The organism is Paraburkholderia sejongensis, assembly GCF_020880815.1.
Classification (GTDB): domain Bacteria; phylum Pseudomonadota; class Gammaproteobacteria; order Burkholderiales; family Burkholderiaceae; genus Paraburkholderia; species Paraburkholderia sejongensis.
Genome location: NZ_JAJITD010000006.1, coordinates 128,811 through 146,409 on the forward strand (window position 1 = coordinate 128,811; position 17,599 = coordinate 146,409).

Genomic DNA, 17,599 nt, shown 5'->3' on the forward strand with positions numbered 1-17,599 from the left:
CCCATACATTCGTGCCGGGATACCGCGGGCTATCAACAGAACAAAGCGGGAAGTTGCCATTGCGTTGCTCTCCCTGATCGTGGGATTCACGTCTTGACGACACGTGCCGGCGGCCCGGACCGCATCGAACAACTATAGGACAGCAATCGCGCATCGGGGCTAGTACTGCGCGGTCAACTGAAATCCGACCGTGACCCGCGCCGTCGGAAAACCGGACGGCTTGTAGATCGGCGTGCCGGCAAACAGGTCATAGCCGACTGCCCCCGCCTTAGCTCGCGCACTTCCCTTGATGCCGATTACCGCACCGGCCAGTTGCGTGCCGGCCAGATAGCCCGCGCTCGGCCCGAATACATGGCCATAGTCGTGGCCTGCGTAAAGCGCCTGACCGGTTGAACCGATCGGCAATTGCAACTCGTTGCGCCAGAAGAAACCGCGCTCGGCCGCGAGCATCGTTTCGCCGTCGAAACCGCGCACCGTGTAGCGGCTGCCGATCGTCAGGTCGTCGATGTAGTTCAGGGTGTTGTTCGTGAACTGGCCATGCACGCTCGTCACGTAGCGCAGCGGCTGGCTCGCGATCTGGAACGGCACCGACAGATTCGCGTCGAGCACGGCCATATGGAAGCGGTAGGTCGGACCATCCGGGTGGAGGTCGGGCGTCGCGCCCAGTCCGCCGATTCCCTGCCGGTAAGCGAGCGAGCCGTCGAACTGCGCCGCGCCGAAGTAGTGGCGATCGGTCAGCGCCGCCTCGATGAACGTGTTGTTGCGGCGTTGCTGCGGAATCGCGAAATCTTCGATGAAGCTTTCGCCGAAGCGCTTCATCAGACGGAAGTGCGCGCCGAGCACATTGTTCTGGCTGCGCATCAGCACCCGTTGCAATTTGAAGTCCACCGTCTGCGCATTGCCGCTCGCGACAAACGTCTCGTTGGCGCCAGCGATCTGCTGGTAATAGGTGTTCGTATACGCGGACAACGTGCCGGTCCAGTAACCCCAGGGGATCGAGTACGAACCATTCCAGCCATGCGAGCCGAGCGTCTTGTCGCCGAATTCCAGATCCTGCGTCACGCCTACGTTGAAGATGTCGTTCAGGCCGAGCGGGTTGTCGATACCGACGCTCAGGCTGCCTTGCAGTTTGCCGGTGGCGCGCGTGCCGGAGTTGTCGATGGATGCGACCACTGTCCACGGCCTCGTGCGTTTCACCGAAATCACGACGTCGCTTTCGGCGGGGACGTCGGTCGGCACGATCTGCATGTCGACATCCTGGCTCGGGACACGTTTCATCTGTTCGAGGCCCTGTTCGAGATCGCGCAGGTTCAGCAGATTGCCGTCGCCGGTGGGGAAGGCGGATTTCCATGTGCCGCGCGTGGCAGGATCGGCGAAGCGGACCTGTCTGATCACGCCCGGCACGAGTGCGAATTTCATCGCGCCGCTCGACAGATCCTGCTCGGGCAGCAGCACTCGCGTCGTGATGTAGCCGCGACTCAGAATCTGTTGTTGCAGAGCTTTGGTGAGCGTATCGATACCCTGTTTGCCGATGCATTGACCGCGGTAATGGTCGAGCCATTCGCGCACGAACGCGAAGCGGTCTTGCGGGAGTGCCGACGCGCCTTGTGCCTGCACCGGTTCGGGCAGCGTCGCCGGAACCTCCAGCACGAACTCGTCGATCCGGAAGCACGGTGTTTCCGTGGGCAGTTCCGGCCAACCGGAAGCGCCTTGAACGGCCGAGCGTACCGAACCCGCATTGACCGCCGCGTCGCGTTGCTGCGCGTCGCGGTGTTGCTGAACCTGCCGGTTCTGTTCGACATTGGCGCGCGCGGCGGCGGCGGTGTCGGCAGGGGTGGGATTTTGCTGCGCGTTACAGGCAAGCGATACCGCGGCAGTCAGCGGCAACGCCGCCAGCCTTTTGCAGATTTTCATACGTGGACCAATTTGATCGTGTTGCGGACGGACAGATTCGAATTTGCTGAAGAACGTGTTTGGAATTCGCGCTAAAGATGCGTTGGAAAATCCGTTTATTCAGCTTCCCCGCCGCGCGTATTTAATGCCCCGAGAAAATAACGCAGAAAGCGAGTCGAAATGGTAAATAAATGAAAAACCAATGCGGAGAATGACGATAAATATGTAAATAGGACTAATCCGGTTGACGGAGATGATTTGTTTAATTGGAAGATCACCCCTGCTAACAGGATTGACGGCGCCCTGACCCGAGGTTTTTGTATTCCGTGGATACCCGTTGAACGAATCGGATAGCCCGCTTTGTTTTGTCGCCGAACACTGGAGCCACTCAAGCACACCGAAACAGAGAGGCTCTGATGAAAGGACGATACATACAGATTCCGGCACCGGACGGCCGCGCGTTCCGTGCGTACCTCGCGAGGCCGGCGAGCGGCTCCGGCCCCGGCATCGTGTTGTGCCAGGAAATTTTCGGCGTCAACCAGACCATTCGCGACGTAGCCGACTATTACGCGGAAGAAGGCTATACGGTGCTGGCGCCCGACCTGTACTGGCGGGTCGAAACGGGTATTGAACTCGGTTATACGGAAGCCGATTTCGCGCGCGCGTTCGAACTGTATCGTCAGTACGACGAAAACAAAGGCGTTGCCGATATCGCCGCGACACTCGACGTGCTGCGCGGATTGCCCGAATGTGACGGCGAGACCGGCGTGCTGGGCTTCTGCCTCGGCGGCAAACTCGCTTATCTGGCGGCCTGCCGTCTGCCCGTCGCTTGCGCGGTCAGCTACTACGGCGTGGGCATCGAACGGGCGCTCGAAGAAGCCGCCCGAATCAAAGGGCGGCTGGTGCTGAACCTCGCCGCACTCGATCGCTTCTGCCCGCCCGAAGCGCAGCAGCGGATCGCGACCGCGCTCGCGGGCAATGACCACATCGATGTTCATGTCTATCCGGGCGTCGATCACGCGTTCGCCCGCAACGGCGGCGAGCATTACGACAAACCCGCGGCGATGATCGCGCATGAGCGCGCGGTCGCCGCCTTTCGCAAGTCGATGGGCCCGTACTACGACCTGTCGGCGCTCTGGGACCAGCACCTCGCACACGAGTTTGCCACGCGCGACGTCGACGCCACGATGGCCACGATGGTGGCCGAACCCTACGTGAACCATATCCCCACATTGACGGGCGGGGTCGGCTATACGGAGTTAAAGCGCTTCTACCGCCACCATTTCGTGCACGCGAATCCGCCCGACACCGCCATTACGCCGATTTCCCGCACGATCGGCGCGACGCAGATCGTCGACGAAATGCTGTTCTGCTTCACCCATAGCACGGAGATCGACTGGATGCTGCCCGGCGTCGCGCCGACCGGCAAGCGCGTCGAAATTCCTCTGCTCGCAGTCGTGAAGTTCCGCGGCGACAAGCTCTATCACGAGCACATCTACTGGGATCAGGCCAGCGTGCTGGTGCAGATCGGCCTGCTCGATCCGCACGGCCTGCCGACCACCGGTGTCGATACAGCACGCAAGCTGCTCGACGAAACGGTGCCGTCGAACACGCTGATGAGGCGCTGGCGAGACAGCGTCGCCGTCAACGACGCACGCTGAACTCATACACACACCCCACACCAACTAACTCATTAACGGAGACGCAATCATGACCTCGCTCGCAGGCAAGACCGCGCTCGTGACGGGCGGCGCGACGTTGATCGGCGCGGCAGTCGCCAAAGATCTGGCAGCCGCCGGCGCCCGTGTCGCCGTACTCGATATCGACGCGCGCAACGGCGCCCACGTGGCCGAAGGGCTCGGCCCCAACGGCCTTTTCATCGAAACCGACATCACCAGCGACAGCGCGCTGGAGCAGGCGGTTGCCACCGTCGCCGCCACGTTCGGCGGCATCGACATCCTCGTCAACCTCGCCTGCAGTTACGTGGACAACGGTATCCAGGCAAACCGCAACGACTGGCTCGCGGCGATGAACGTGAACGTGATCTCGGCAGTGGTGCTCGCGAAGCTCGTGCATCCGTACATGGTCAAACGCGGCGGCGGTTCGATCGTGAACTTCAGCTCGATTTCGGCCGGCTGCGCGCAGACCGGACGCTGGCTTTACCCGACGTCGAAAACCGCGCTCAAGGCCCTGACCCGCAGCATGGCAATGGACCTCGCGCCGGACGGCATCCGCGTGAATTCGGTCTCGCCAGGCTGGACGTGGTCGCGCGTGATGGACGAACTCACGCATGGCGATCGCGCGAAAACCGATCGCGTGGCCGCGCCGTTTCATCTGCTCGGACGCGTCGGCAATCCGGAGGAAGTCGCACACGTCGTCACGTTTTTGTGCAGCGCTGCCGCGAGCTTCGTGACGGGTGCCGATTACGCGGTGGACGGCGGCTATTCGGCAATGGGCCCCGAGCAGGCGAGCCCGGCCATTCCCCGCTTGGCCGAATAGATCCAACGCGCGCTTTTTGCGACCACGCTTTCAACCGTCATCCACATCGAGGGATCCATCATGAGAAAAGTCGCCATCGTCGGCGCCGGCCAGTCGGGCCTGCAACTCGCTCTCGCGCTGCTCGAACGCGATTACGAGGTCACGCTCGCCACCAATCGCGACGCGCAGCAAATCCGCACCGGCAAAGTCATGTCGAGTCAGTGCATGTTCAATACGTCGCTGCAGATCGAGCGCGACCTCGGTCTGAACTGGTGGGAGCAGCAGTGCCCGCCGGTCGAAGGCATCGGCCTAGCGATTCCGCACCCGGAGGTACCTGGTGCGAAGCTGATCGACTGGTCTGCACGCCTGACCAACCATGCGCAGTCGGTCGACCAGCGCGTCAAGATGTCGGCCTGGCTCGAAGCGGTCGAACAGCGCGGCGCCCACGTACGGATCTGCGATGTCGGCGTGCCCGAAATGGAACAACTCGCACAAAGCCATGATCTCGTGCTGCTGGCCGCGGGCAAAGGCGAAATCGTCAATCTGCTGGGCCGCAACCCGCAACGCAGCCCGTTCGACAAGCCGCAGCGTGCGCTGGCGCTGACCTACGTGAAGGGCATGACGCCTTCCTCGCCGTACTCGCGGGTGCGTTTCAATCTGATTCCGGGCGTCGGCGAATACTTCGTGTTTCCCGCGCTGACCACGACGGGCCCGTGCGAGATCATGGTGTTCGAAGGCATACCGGGCGGCCCGTTCGATTGCTGGGGCGACGTGCGGACGCCGGAACAGCATCTCGCGACGAGTCTCGCGTTGCTGCGCAAGTATCTGCCCTGGGAAGCGGAACGCTGTGCGAACGTCGAGCTGACCGATCCGAACGGCGTGCTGTCCGGCCGTTTCGCACCCACCGTACGCAATCCCTACTTCCGGCTGCCGTCCGGCAAGACCGTGTTCGGGATGGCCGATGCGATCGTTGTCAACGATCCGATTACGGGCCAGGGGTCGAACAATGCCGCGAAGTGCACGAAGGTCTATCTCGACGCGATTCTCGAGCGCAGCGGCGCCGCGTTCAGCGAAGACTGGATGCAGCAGACCTTCGAGCGCTACTGGTCGTACGCACAAGCGGTCGTCATGTGGACCAACTCGCTGCTTACGCCGCCCCCGCCGCACATTCTCGAACTGCTCGGCGCAGCCGGCCAGTTTCCGTCGCTAGCCTCGCTGATCGCCAACGGTTTCGACGACCCGCGCACGTTCTCGCCGTGGTGGTTCGATCCGGCCGCGTGCGCGGCCGTGATCGGCGAACACGCGGCGCGCGCCGCGCGCGCCGCCTGACGCATCAGCAACGACCAAGGAGAAAGCTCATGTCGCAAGCCCTGGAAGCCCCGACCGTTACCCCGACCGCTACCCCGCCCGCCGCAGCGGCTCCCGATGATCTCGCGCATGCGCTGCGACAGTTGCGCAACGCGTTCGGCCAGTATCCGACCGGCGTGACCGTCATCACCGCCGCCGCGCGCGACGGTCGCAAGATCGGACTGACCGCGAACTCGTTTGCATCGCTGTCGCTCGATCCGCCGCTCGTGCTGTGGAGTATCGGCAAGAACTCGCCCAGTTGCGCGGACTTCGTCGATGCCGGGCATTTCGCAATCAACGTGCTGGCCGAACACCAGATCGAACTGTCGCGCCGCTTTGCGAAACCCGCGCCGGACAAATATGTCGGCGTCGCCTGCCGCGAAAGCCTCGGCGGCACGATGGTGCTCGACGGTTGCAGCGCGCACTTCGTGTGCCGCAATCTCGCGCAGCACGAAGGCGGCGATCACCTGATCTTCGTCGGCCAGATCGAGCATTTCGAAGTGGGCGGACACGCGCCGCTGGTTTTCCATCTCGGGCAGTACGGCGCGGTGGCCGACCATCCGGCCCTTGCCTGAAGCCGATACTTGGCAGCCCTTATAACAACACAGGAGACCCCATGAAACGATGCGCATCCCGCGTGCTGCTCGCCTGTCTCGCGGCGTTCGGACTGACCTGCAATACGCCGGCGTCGGCCAGCGACCTGCCGAACCTGAACCTCGGCTTCACGAGCTTTCTCGACGGCGCGCCGCCCGCCGGTCCGGGCTGGTATGGCACGCAGTATCTCGAGTACTACACGGCCGGGCGCATCAACGACAATGCCGGCAACAAGGTTGCGTTGCCGAAGCAGAACATCAATGTTTTTGCGGGCCTGACGCAACTCGTCTATCAATCGCCGTTCAAAATCGGCGGCGCGCATCCGGGTCTCGACGTGATCCTGCCGTGGGTCGCGTCGGCGCATACCGACGACGGCCTCGGCAATGTCGCGCTGACCTCGCGCACCGGCTTCGGCGATATTCTGATCGGACCGTTCATTCAGTTCGATCCGGTGATGGGCCCGGACGGTCCCCGTTTCGTGCATCGTTTCGAATTCCAGATCATTGCGCCGACCGGCGCGTACGACCCCAGCAAAGCGATCAATCCGGGCAGCGGTTTCTGGTCGATCGATCCCTACTGGGCCGCGACACTCTGGATCAATTCGAAATGGACGGTTTCCTGGCGGCTTCACTATCTGTGGAACGCCCGCAACAATCGCCCGTATCAGGGGCTCGGCGCGGACGCGAGTTCATCGCAGGCCGGCCAGGCGCTGCACGCGAACCTCGCGACCGAATACGAGGTGATGCCGGGCTTGCGGATCGGCTTAAACGGCTACTGGCTGCGGCAGATTTCGGATTTGAAGGTCAATGGACAAAGCGTGTCCGGCCAACGCGAAGCGGTCTGGGCGATCGGGCCGGGCGCGATGTACAGCTTCTCCCAGCACGATCACCTGATGTTCAACGCGTATTTCGAGGCGAATGCGCGCAACCGGCCGGAAGGTACGCGGGTGATTCTGCGCTACGTGCACCATTTCAACTGAGCGGCCGGCACGCGGGCCGGCACGATGCCCGCCCACGCCAGCGACTATCCGGGAACTACGGTCGCTGTCCGATAACTCCAGATACTTCCTGCCACGCCGCGATCAAGCCGGGTATTTGCCGATGCGAACCGGATAGCCCTTTCCTAGGATGTGCAAGAATCGAGATCGGGTTCTTCCCGTCGCCGGCCCGATGCGGCGACACCGGCATCGAAACGATGAATGTAAGGCGCGGCGAAACCTGCGCGTAAGCCTGGAGAGCAATCTTGGTGGAGCATCGGTCGAATAGCGGTGGAGACGCGCACAGGCTCGCAACAGCGCCCTGCTTCAACCGCGACAACCTGTTGATGCAGTCGACCGACCTGGAAGAAGTGCGGGCAATCGTCGGGAGAATCTTCCGGCCGCACGGACTTTCGGTGGTGACAGGCCATCACGGCCTGCTCGGACGCATGCATCATGCGCGGCTCGGCGACGTGTCGTTGAACCTGCTCGATTACGGCAGCGAGGTCGTGATCGACCCGGGGCGGTTGGAGAACTTTTTCCTGCTGCAAATTCCGCTTCAGGGCAGCGCGGAAATCGAATGCGGCAACCGGCGTTTCGTTTCGAGTCCGCAAACGGCTTCGCTGCTTTCTCCGTCTTTGCCGCTACGGATGCGCTGGGGCGACGCGTGCCCGCAAGTGATTCTGCGGGTCGAGCGCGGCGCGCTGGAGCAACATTGCGAACGGCATCTCGGCGACGCTTTTAGCCGCCCGGTGGAGTTCGAGCCGGAGTTGCAACTGGCGTCGCCCGGCGGTGCTTACCTGATGCAACTGCTACCGCTATTGGCGGACGCGATGAGCATGCGCGATCATCCGTTGACAAACCCGCTGGCCTTCAGTCAGTTCGAATCGACGTTGATCAATGCGCTGATCTACGGCCAGCCTAATACCGCCCGCGACGGCATACGCCGTCCGGCCGGCACGCTCGCACCGTTTTTCGTCCGCCGGGTCGAGGAGTTCATTCGCGCGAACGTTCGAGAACCGTTGACGATCGAGCGGATCGCCGAACATGCGGGCGTGAGCGCGAGCAGCTTGTTCGCGGGCTTTAAAAACTACTACGGGATGAGCCCGATGAACTACGTGCGCCAATTGCGACTCGAGCGCGTACGGGAAGAATTGCTCGACCTGCAAGCGTCCGGTAATGGGTCGATCACGGAAATCGCAACCCGGTGGGGCTTCGCTCATCTTGGCCGCTTCTCGATCGAATATAAAAAGCACTTTGGCGAGTCGCCGTCGGATTGTTTGCGGCGGCGGCCGCTGCCTGTTAGGCGGGACTAGTACGTTTCTCCGCACGCCGGCCGGAAAGTATCCCTGACGGTTTATAAGGATCGTCCGCGGGCGAATGAGCGGATAAATGCGGCAGCACGCGAAGTACATGGCATCTCGCGTGATCAGTTCGCGTTGCACCCTTCCATTCGGGGTGTCGACCAAAGTGGCCGAAAATGCTCCCCATCCTTTTGATTGGTGAGCACAGCCCCATCGCGCTTTCGTATCTTCATAAAGAACAATGCAGGCGCCGACGCCGGATCGCCGCCGCATTCCGGCGAATGCTTCTCGTGGACGCCAACCATGAAATAGCTTTTGTGATCCGACACGTCAAACAGCAGGCATTTCGTCTGATTGGTCGACAACCGGCACATGCGCGTGACCTCGGCGGCTTTATCCGCTGCAGCATCAACTGTGGAGATCGCATCGCCGGATGCTGCTGCAAAGGTACTGAGCGATAGAATGGCGAGCGCTGCTATTCTTGTCTTCATGCCTTTCCTCCTGTTGTACCCGCAACCGGGTGCAAACGAACTTAAGTCTTTTCAGTACCGATCCGCCATGGGATTTGGATGATTTTTGCGAACCAATTCCTTAAGCCACGACACAACCGCGTGGCACCTCTTCACTTCAGCGACATCGGCATCGCCGCCATCCTCCTCAAATACTCGACACCCTCCTCCAACGCAAACACCGCCTGCCGTCCGTCCCGCGACCGAACGCTGATCGTGCGATCGCGTTGATCCCGCGAGCCCACGACGACCAGCACCGGCACCCGCTTCTCCCGCGCATCGACGACCTTCTTCTCCAGCCGTTCCGGCCTGCCGTCGAGCGACACGCGCCCGCCGGCTTCGTCGAGCGCCTGCGCGACCTCATCCGCGTAAGCCTGATTCGCATCGCTAATCGTCGCGATCACGACCTGCTCCGGCGCGAGCCACATCGGCAGCCAGCCTTCATCATGTTCGAGCAGCATCGCGATGAAGCGTTCGATGCTGCCAAGCACCGCATGATGGATCATCACCGGCCGCTCGCGTTCGTTGCGCTCGTTCACGTACTCGGCACCGAGCCGCTCAGGCAGCACGAAGTCGAGCTGGATCGTGCCGCACTGCCAACTGCGCGCGCGGCTGTCCGTCAAATGGAATTCGAGTTTTGGCCCGTAAAAAGCGCCCTCGCCTTCGAGTACGTCGAATGCAATGCCGGCCGCGCGCGCCGCATTGGCCAACGCCGCTTCCGCGCGATCCCACGTGGCGTCGCTACCGGCGCGCAATGCGGGACGCGTCGCCAGCGCGACCTTGAAAGCCGGAAAACCGAGGTCCGCGTACGTCGCGCGCAGCAACGCACAGAAGCGCCCGACTTCAGCCTCGATATGCGTGGGCGCGCAGAACACGTGTGCGTCGTCCTGCACGAACGCGCGCGTGCGTTTCAACCCTTCGAGCGACCCGGACGGTTCGTCGCGATGACATGCACCGAATTCGCTGTAGCGCAGCGGCAGCTCACGATAGGAGCGCACTCGCTGGCTGAACACCTGCACGTGACACGGACAACTCATCGGCTTCAGACAGAGCGCTCGCCCCGCTTCGGCGTCGTCGAGCGAATACATCGACGCACCGAATTTCTCCCAATGGCCGCTCTTCTCCCACAGCGAGCGCGCCAGCAGTTGCGGCGTGCGTATCTCGCGAAAGCCCGCGCACTGCATGCGCTCGCGCACGTAGTCTTCGAGCACGCGATAAAGCATCCAGCCGCGCGGATGCCAGAACACCATGCCGGCGCCTTCTTCCTGCTGATGGAAAAGATCGAGATTATTGCCGAGTACGCGATGGTCGATGTCGTTCATGGTCCTGCTCCTTTGGGTCGAATACACGATGAATGCCGCAAACGGAGAGACCGGAAACGACAAAGGCCCCGTCCGTTGCCGGCGGGGCCTTGAGCGTTTGTCGCTGCCTGTGCTGGATTCCAGCTTTAGCGCGCGCAACCTCCGGACGACCCGCCTGTGAAGGTGGTCGTGGTGGTGGTCGCGGCGAAGAGGATCGGCTGGAAGTTCATGGAGCGACAGTAAACGAAGTTGGTGGTGGGCGTCAATCGTCATTGCAACCGCGGCGACGCGACGACTGCTCGCATACTCGAGCGCTCAAAGGCCGTACCGGAAATACGTTGCGATCACACGGTCGTGAAGCGACGGCGGCAACATCACGTAAGACTCCTCGTCGCCGCCCCTGGAGAATGAAACGGCGTCCTCATCGGTCCATTCAATCTCTGGAACAGGTGTACTGAATGTTCTACGGACCAACAATTCGCCCGACTGGGCGTCATACAGTCGACCAAGGTATTCCGGCCCGTTCCCTCCTCTCCACTGGAGCAGACAGCGCTCCGCAATATAGTGTTGCTTTGGAGAGATTTTCCTAACGCATTCACTCCCTTCCGTGTCTGAAACATGGACAAGACCCTGGAGTAGCAAGCCACCCACAACAAGGGTAAGCGCTATCAACTTAACCAATCCCTGCCATTTCATAGGTAAACCTTGAGCGGGGGATCGATCCGAACCAGCTTGCGATCCGAATAAATCACGAAGTCTCCGCCACGCTTATGTCTAATCGCCCACTCTCTGAAATCTTTGTTGTGGATCGGATAATACACATTGCCTTTGACCTTCGGGTTTCCCATGGCAACTGGATAGGAAAAGTACAATTTCGGCTTATTTATATGTGACATCGCACCGTTGTACGCGAGAACGATCACTCCGTTTTGCCCCCAATGCCCAAGATATTGGGACACTTCACCAGCCTTGTCTGTGAAGTCATAGCTATCCTTGACGTAGATGTAGATTGCGGAGACTTCGGCAACCGTGCCATTACCCTCTCTGTGAATCATTACGTGTGCGATCGATGCATATATATTGAAAGCACCCAGCGATCCCGTCAAATCATCCGGAACACCGTTGTTACGGAATTGGGCACCAACAAGTTCGCCCAACTTCTGAGACAGTGAGCTTCCCACCGTGACATATTGAAATTGAAAGTGATCGTGGAGATTTTCCTGTTTCATTCCACAGATTTGCCAGGCATCAAGGAGTGCACTTGCTTTAAACGGTTTCAGAATACGCTTTAGCACATCCTGCGCAGGGAGAGTGTAAATGGCGGTGTTAATCAAAGCATCGTATTGGTCTCGCGCTCGTCGATGCTTGAGGATCCAATCAAGTTTGACAGTGGTCGTGTCGTACATGCTCGGCGGATACCGTTCACCGTTCTGATTAATTTCGGCTGAGGTTTCATCACTGGTGCGGCCGTAGTTGAGTTCACCAGCGAACCAGCGCTCCATCAGCGTTGCTGATACTGGCATGAACTCCTTGCGCATCGCTCTCGGAATCTCCTGAATATCGAACGGCGGAACAGTCTCTTCCGGGCTTAATGCAGGCGGGGCAGGTTTGGCTTGCTTCGGTGTCTCCGGCGCGGTCAACCATGTCTTGAAACGACCAAGTGCGTTGGCGACCATTTCAATATCATCGAGGAACTTGATTAGAGGGTCCGGCTTAGTCAGCTTGGCTGACGGCTTGCTCGGTCGTGCTTTGGGTTCCCGGATTCGCGATAACGGAGGCGGAACGCGATCCATCGAAAGCTGCGCTTCGCGAACGATTTCGCAACCATCCGCACCTTCATGCAGCGTCCACCTCCACAGCAGTTTATTAATCTTGTAGTAGCCGATTTTGGTCTCGTTCATGACATCGCTGTCCTGTTCGTTTTTGTAATCCGAACGAACACGCAAACTCGTCCGGGAGAAAAGTTCCTTCTCTTCAAAATTCTCACGAATAGGTCAGCTGGATGCTATCGGACAAAGCTGATAGTTGCAGCAGGAAATTCGGACAAACGGCGCGACCAGTACCCGCTCATTGGCTAATAACGCTACGATATACAGCTGATCTAAACCGATCCCCGGTTCAGTCGCCCACCCACCGAGCCCTCCCTTGACCACCCAAATCCGCCCCGCCACCGCCTCCGACGCCGCCCTGATCCTGCGCTTCATCACCGAACTCGCGGTCTATGAAAAAGCCGGGCACGAAGTGATCGCCACCGTCGCGGACATCGAAAAGAGCCTGTTTTCAGAAGGCGCGCCCGCCAAAGCACTGATCTGCGAAATGAACGGCGAGCCCGTCGGCTTTTGCGTCTATTTCTTCTCGTATTCGACGTGGCTCGGCAAACAGGGACTTTACCTGGAAGATCTGTACGTATCGCCCGCATCGCGCGGCAGCGGCGCCGGCAAACAGATGCTGCGCCATCTCGCGCAGATCGCCTGCGAAACCGGCTGTGGCCGTTTCGAATGGAGCGTACTCGACTGGAACGAGCCGGCCATCGGTTTCTATAAATCGATCGGCGCTAACCCGCAAAGTGAATGGGTGCGTTACCGGCTCGCCGGCGATGCACTGACCGCATTCGCCGAAGGCAAGAACTGAAACAAGCGTCCCCTCGCCAAACCACGCCCGTCACTGCGCCGCTGCGTTCGCCGCCTCCACCTCGAACGCATCGCCGGTTGCGAAGAACGTGCCGCCAGCCACGTAATGGCAAGTACGCAGGTCCGGATCGTCGCCGAAATGCCAGCGGTTGTGCGAATACACGCGGCTATCCGCATAGGCGGCGACCACTTCGCCGATGATCAGATCGTGCCGCTGGCTATCGTCCGGAATCACCTTGCATTCCAGCCACACGATGCAGCCGGCCAGCATCGGCACATCGATCTTTTGCGCGGCGAAAGTCTCGAGCTCGAATGCGGAGAACTTATCGAGTTCGGCGCCGGCATGCGTGCCGACCGCGAGCGTTTGCGCGGCGAAACCGCGACTCGGCAATTGCAGCCCGAATACACCGCTCGCTTCGATCAGCCCGCGCGTCAGCGTGCGACTATCGACGACCACCACCACCTTCGGCGGATTGAAATCGAGCGGCATCGCCCACGACGCGGCCATCACGTTCGAGCGCCCGTCGTGCGCGCTGGTGATGATCGTGACCGGTCCATGATTGAGCAGTTGCGTCGCGCGCGATAATTCCACGGGTTCTCGAGTGGCGTTCATAGCTTGGGAGTCTGGCGTCGGAAGGATGACGCCGATTGTAGCGGGAGAGGAAAAAGCGCAATCGGACACCCGGGCGGCAACCGCGAACCGCCGCCCGGGCCGTACTTCAATCAACCATCAGGCAACCGTCAATGCGGCGCCTTACCGTTCGGCAGCGCATCGAGCGGTTTGTGCTGCTCTTCGCCCAGGCCCGGGAAAAACGCATTCCAGGCGGCGCGCACGCCTTCGGCCGCGGTCGCTTCGGCGGCGATCGATTCGGCCGTGCCGTCTGCGGCTTGCGACGGATCGGCCGACAGGCCGCGCCAATGCGTGAATACGAGCAACGGTTTTTCGGTCCACACGCCGTCGCCAAATTTCGCGAACGCCGTGTCCCCGCTCGCCAGCTGCACCTCGTACCAGCCTTCGCGGACGGGCGTATCGGTGGCAAGGTCAAACCACGGGGTCGGTTCGATTTCCTTCATGTCGTCTCCGGTCGGATTAGATCGTTATCAAAAACCACGGCATGGTTCGTGCCCGTGCGGGCACCGCGCCCGCGATGCGGGGGGCCGCCACAGCGGCACATGCGGGCGACGCGAGGCTGTCGGCTCGGCAAGCGCCGCGCATAGGCGACACGATAGCGCGACACGAGCCGCGCGCACAGTCATCAAAATCACATGCCACGCGCGGCGCGCGAGCGGCCCTGCCGGCCGGCCTGACCGGCGGATTTCGCGGCGCGTTTGTCCAGCCCTCGCGCCAGTTCCGCCAGCACCTCGACCGCCGGCCCCAACCGCTCGGCCGCCGTGTTCCCATAACCGATCACCAGGCCGTTAACGTCCGCCGACGGCGCCATCGCAAAGCCGGACAGCGCCCGTGGACTAAGCCCGCGCGTCTGCGCGAGCTCCGACAGTTCGCGATCGTCGATCGATGCCGGCAAACGCAGCGTCAGATGCATCCCGCAGTCGCCGCCGAGAATCAGCTCGGGCGCGAAGTGTCGCGCGAGCGCATCGCGCAACGCCTGCTGCCGCTCGCGATACAGGCGCCGCATCCGTCCGAGATGCCGCCCGAACTCGCCGCTTGCGATGAAATGCGCGAGCGCCAGTTGCTCCAGCCGATGTCCGCCGCGCAGCAGTTCCCGCAGTGCAACAGCGACCTGCGCGGCGAGGTTGCGCGGCAGCACGACGAAGCCGATCCGCAACGCCGGGAACATCGTTTTGCTGAACGAGCCGACATAGAGCACCGGCGCGTCATCGACGAGCCCCTGCATGCTCGCGATCGGCTCGCCGGTATGGCGGACTTCGCCGTCGTAATCGTCTTCGATCAGCCACGCGCCGTAGCGCCGCGCGTGCGCGATCAGCGCGAGCCGGCGCGCGACCGACAGCACCGCGCCGCTCGGATACTGATGCGCGGGCGACGTGTAGATCAGCTTCGGCGGATGCGTGGCCCACGCATCGTCCGGCGCGGCCATCCCTTCGGCGTCGACCGGAATCGGCAGCGTGCGCAAGTCGCCCCCGGTGAACGCGGCCTTCGCGCCGCGATAGCCGGGATCCTCGACCCACGCGATGTCGCCCGGATTCGTGAAGAGACGCACGCACAGGTTCAGCGCTTCCTGCGCGCCCTCGGTGATCACGATCTGCGAGCCGTCGCAGCGCACCCCGCGCGCCATCCGCAGATGCGCGGCGAGCGCGTCGCGCAAGGTCGGCTCGCCGGCGGGCGGCCCGTAGCCGAGCGCCTGCGGCAACGAACGCTCCATCGCCCGTTCCAGCGCGCGGCGCCACGCGGCGAGGGGGAAGCGATCGAGCGCGGGCGTACCCGGGGTCAGCGCAGAGGCGTTGTCCGCGTGCTGGTGCGCGGCGGCGAACTGATCGACACGCGCCGCGTAGGTCACTTCGGGCTGGGCCGGCGCCGCCGCCGGCTCGCCGCGCGCGGCCGGACTCGACAGCGGGCTCACGCGGGTGCCCTTGCGGTCGGCGATCACGTAGCCGACCGCGGCCAGATGCTCGTAAGCGATCACGACGGTGTTGCGCGACACCCCCATTTCCGCCGCCAGCAGCCGCGATGAAGGCAGCGGCGAGCCGGCCGGCAGGCGGCCAGTGAGAATCGCCTGCTGAAGACGTTCGATCAGCTGCTTTTGCAGCGGCGCGGGCCGCGCGGCAGCCGCAGCGGTGCCGGCACCGGCAGTTGCAGTGGCGATGGCAGTCGCCGTCCCGGCAGAACCGGCACGCGGGTCCGCATGAACGAGCGGGCCGATGATTTCGAGCATGGTGGCTGGACCTATCGATTGGGCGTTGCGTGGATCTTTTGAACATACCACGCTTGCCGTATCGTTCTCCATCGACAACCATCCTCATTGCCCGCCTCGACCGACAGGAGAACAGACATGGCCCCGAGACAAAACCTTTACGGTCAGCCGATCGGCGCGCCGGTGCCCGGCTGGCACGGCGCGCAGGCACCGGGCCGCGCGCCGCTACAGGGCCGCTATTGCCGGCTCGAAGCGGTCGACGTCGAGCGCGACGCCGAAGCGCTGTTCGACGCCTATCGCTCGGCCGCCGACGGCCGCGATTGGACCTATCTGACGGTCGGCCCGTTCGACAGCCTCAGCGCGTATCGTGAGCATCTGACGCGGATGGCGGCGTCGAAGGATCCGTTGCATCACACGGTGATCGACCTCGCGACCGGCAAGCCGGTCGGCACGCTCGCGCTGATGCGGATCGATCCGGCGAACGGCGTGATCGAAGTCGGCCACGTCACCTATTCGCCGCTGCTCAAGCGCACGCGCATCGCGACCGAAGCGATGTTTCTGCTGATGAGCGAAGTGTTCGACAAGCTAGGCTATCGACGCTTCGAGTGGAAATGCGATTCGCTGAACGAACCATCGCGCAAGGCCGCGTTGCGCTATGGCTTCACGTTCGAGGGGATCTTCCGGCAGGCGATCGTGTATCGCGAGCGCAATCGCGATACCGCGTGGTTTTCGATTATCGATAGCGAATGGCCAGCGCTGCGCGAGTGCTACGCGCGCTGGCTCGATGCGGGCAATTTCGATGCGCAGGGGCAGCAGGTGGAGAAACTCGCGGATTTGATCGCGGCGCGGCGGGCGGCGGATCAGGGTCGCTAGGCGGCGGCTGGTTTGTTAGAAGCGGCGCGCCGCCTTTGCCTCGCCGTGCGCCGCCCTCCACGGCCGGCGCAGCAACTTCGCCCTACACTGCCGGCATCAGTCCGCGCTAGTTCGCCGGCCCGACCCGCGTCTCCGGCGCGCCAGCGCGCAACGGGAGCTGCCTTCCACATCTGCTTTCATCCCGCCGATGAAATCCCGCCTGCGTTATCTGAGCGCCTTGCTCGTCAACGTCGCGCTGCCCTGGCTCACGTACCGGCTCGCGGTCCCGCATTGGGGGCCGACAGGCGCGCTCGCTGTCTCGGCGCTGCCGTTGCTCGTGTGGATCGCGCTGGACCCGTTGCGCTACCGACACTTTGATGCGCTAAGCGCGCTGGTGCTCGCGGGGGTGCTGCCATCGCTGGCGGTGCAATTGATCGTCGGCGATACGCATCTGCAAGCGCTCGAAGATCCGATGGTGTCGGGCTTTATCGGCGTCGTTTTCGTCGCGTCGCTCGCGCTGCACAAGCCGATGGTGTTCTATCTGGCGCGCTCGACGATGTCGCGCGAAGATCATCGCGGCGCCGACCTGTTCGAGCGCCATTGGCGCGAACGTCCGACGCTCGCCGCCTCGATCCGTCTGATGACGCTCGTCTGGGGCATCGGCATGATCGGCGAGAACCTGCTGCGCAGCGCGATCGTGCTGCGCTGGCCGGACGATCCGCGCGCGGTGCTCGCGTCGAACCTGCTGCGTTATGGCGTGTACGGGTTGCTGACGCTATGGACGTTCGTGATGCGCCGGCGCATCAAGCAGGACGCGCGGCGCTATCCGGCCGACGAGCCGGCGCCCGCGAGTGGGGCGGCAAGCGTGTGAGCGACTGAGCGAC

General features: G+C 62.3%; 16 protein-coding genes. 9 read left to right on the forward strand and 7 right to left on the reverse strand.

The features are described from left to right. Positions 1 to 159 precede the first annotated feature (159 nt). The gene (locus tag LJ656_RS13555) at positions 160 to 1,914 is read right to left on the reverse strand and encodes a ShlB/FhaC/HecB family hemolysin secretion/activation protein (RefSeq protein ID WP_230509919.1); all 1,755 of its coding nucleotides are present in this window, start codon (positions 1,912 to 1,914) and stop codon (positions 160 to 162) included. A gap of 395 nt (positions 1,915 to 2,309) precedes the next feature. On the opposite strand from LJ656_RS13555, the gene LJ656_RS13560 reads away from it, so the two are divergent. The 6 genes from LJ656_RS13560 to LJ656_RS13585 all read left to right on the forward strand — a co-directional run bounded on the left by LJ656_RS13560 (position 2,310) and on the right by LJ656_RS13585 (position 8,604). After that, positions 2,310 to 3,554, forward strand: a complete 1,245-nt coding sequence (locus LJ656_RS13560) for a dienelactone hydrolase family protein (RefSeq protein ID WP_230509920.1) — start codon at positions 2,310 to 2,312, stop codon at positions 3,552 to 3,554. A gap of 49 nt (positions 3,555 to 3,603) precedes the next feature. After that, the gene (locus tag LJ656_RS13565) at positions 3,604 to 4,392 is read left to right on the forward strand and encodes an SDR family oxidoreductase (RefSeq protein ID WP_230509921.1); all 789 of its coding nucleotides are present in this window, start codon (positions 3,604 to 3,606) and stop codon (positions 4,390 to 4,392) included. A gap of 60 nt (positions 4,393 to 4,452) precedes the next feature. Further along, positions 4,453 to 5,700 carry a styrene monooxygenase/indole monooxygenase family protein gene (locus tag LJ656_RS13570; protein WP_230509922.1) on the forward strand — a complete coding sequence of 416 codons (1,248 nt, stop codon included), beginning with the start codon at positions 4,453 to 4,455 and terminating at the stop codon, positions 5,698 to 5,700. A 29-nt stretch (positions 5,701 to 5,729) separates the two neighbouring features. After that, positions 5,730 to 6,293: a flavin reductase family protein gene (locus tag LJ656_RS13575; protein WP_230509923.1), complete on the forward strand. Its 564-nt coding sequence runs from the start codon at positions 5,730 to 5,732 to the stop codon at positions 6,291 to 6,293. 41 nt (positions 6,294 to 6,334) lie between these two features. Next, the gene (locus LJ656_RS13580; protein ID WP_230509924.1) at positions 6,335 to 7,291 is read left to right on the forward strand and encodes a SphA family protein; all 957 of its coding nucleotides are present in this window, start codon (positions 6,335 to 6,337) and stop codon (positions 7,289 to 7,291) included. Positions 7,292 to 7,635: 344 nt separating this feature from the next. After that, the gene (locus LJ656_RS13585) at positions 7,636 to 8,604 is read left to right on the forward strand and encodes an AraC family transcriptional regulator (protein ID WP_230509925.1); all 969 of its coding nucleotides are present in this window, start codon (positions 7,636 to 7,638) and stop codon (positions 8,602 to 8,604) included. Between the two features lie 113 nt (positions 8,605 to 8,717). Here the strand turns inward: LJ656_RS13585 and LJ656_RS13590 are convergent, their stop codons facing one another. The 3 genes from LJ656_RS13590 to LJ656_RS13600 all read right to left on the reverse strand — a co-directional run bounded on the left by LJ656_RS13590 (position 8,718) and on the right by LJ656_RS13600 (position 12,303). Beyond that, complete coding sequence (locus tag LJ656_RS13590; protein ID WP_230509926.1) at positions 8,718 to 9,083, reverse strand: hypothetical protein; 366 nt, start codon at positions 9,081 to 9,083, stop codon at positions 8,718 to 8,720. Between the two features lie 131 nt (positions 9,084 to 9,214). Beyond that, on the reverse strand, positions 9,215 to 10,423 hold the full coding sequence (gene thrS, locus LJ656_RS13595) for a threonine--tRNA ligase (protein WP_230509927.1): 1,209 nt from the start codon (positions 10,421 to 10,423) through the stop codon (positions 9,215 to 9,217). A gap of 671 nt (positions 10,424 to 11,094) precedes the next feature. Next, the gene (locus LJ656_RS13600; RefSeq protein ID WP_230509928.1) at positions 11,095 to 12,303 is read right to left on the reverse strand and encodes a DUF6402 family protein; all 1,209 of its coding nucleotides are present in this window, start codon (positions 12,301 to 12,303) and stop codon (positions 11,095 to 11,097) included. Between the two features lie 244 nt (positions 12,304 to 12,547). On the opposite strand from LJ656_RS13600, the gene LJ656_RS13605 reads away from it, so the two are divergent. Further along, positions 12,548 to 13,033, forward strand: a complete 486-nt coding sequence (locus LJ656_RS13605; RefSeq protein WP_230509929.1) for a GNAT family N-acetyltransferase — start codon at positions 12,548 to 12,550, stop codon at positions 13,031 to 13,033. A gap of 30 nt (positions 13,034 to 13,063) precedes the next feature. On the opposite strand, the gene LJ656_RS13610 is transcribed toward LJ656_RS13605, so the two are convergent. The 3 genes from LJ656_RS13610 to pdxR all read right to left on the reverse strand — a co-directional run bounded on the left by LJ656_RS13610 (position 13,064) and on the right by pdxR (position 15,884). Next, positions 13,064 to 13,645 carry a flavin reductase family protein gene (locus LJ656_RS13610; protein ID WP_230509930.1) on the reverse strand — a complete coding sequence of 194 codons (582 nt, stop codon included), beginning with the start codon at positions 13,643 to 13,645 and terminating at the stop codon, positions 13,064 to 13,066. A 128-nt stretch (positions 13,646 to 13,773) separates the two neighbouring features. Then, positions 13,774 to 14,106 carry a hypothetical protein gene (locus LJ656_RS13615; protein ID WP_230509931.1) on the reverse strand — a complete coding sequence of 111 codons (333 nt, stop codon included), beginning with the start codon at positions 14,104 to 14,106 and terminating at the stop codon, positions 13,774 to 13,776. A gap of 188 nt (positions 14,107 to 14,294) precedes the next feature. Further along, on the reverse strand, positions 14,295 to 15,884 hold the full coding sequence (pdxR, locus tag LJ656_RS13620) for a MocR-like pyridoxine biosynthesis transcription factor PdxR (protein WP_230509932.1): 1,590 nt from the start codon (positions 15,882 to 15,884) through the stop codon (positions 14,295 to 14,297). Between the two features lie 117 nt (positions 15,885 to 16,001). Here pdxR and LJ656_RS13625 point away from each other — a divergent pair, with 117 nt between their 5' ends. Further along, positions 16,002 to 16,736, forward strand: a complete 735-nt coding sequence (locus LJ656_RS13625; RefSeq protein WP_230509933.1) for a GNAT family N-acetyltransferase — start codon at positions 16,002 to 16,004, stop codon at positions 16,734 to 16,736. Positions 16,737 to 16,923: 187 nt separating this feature from the next. Beyond that, complete coding sequence (locus LJ656_RS13630; protein WP_230509934.1) at positions 16,924 to 17,586, forward strand: VC0807 family protein; 663 nt, start codon at positions 16,924 to 16,926, stop codon at positions 17,584 to 17,586. Positions 17,587 to 17,599 lie beyond the last annotated feature (13 nt).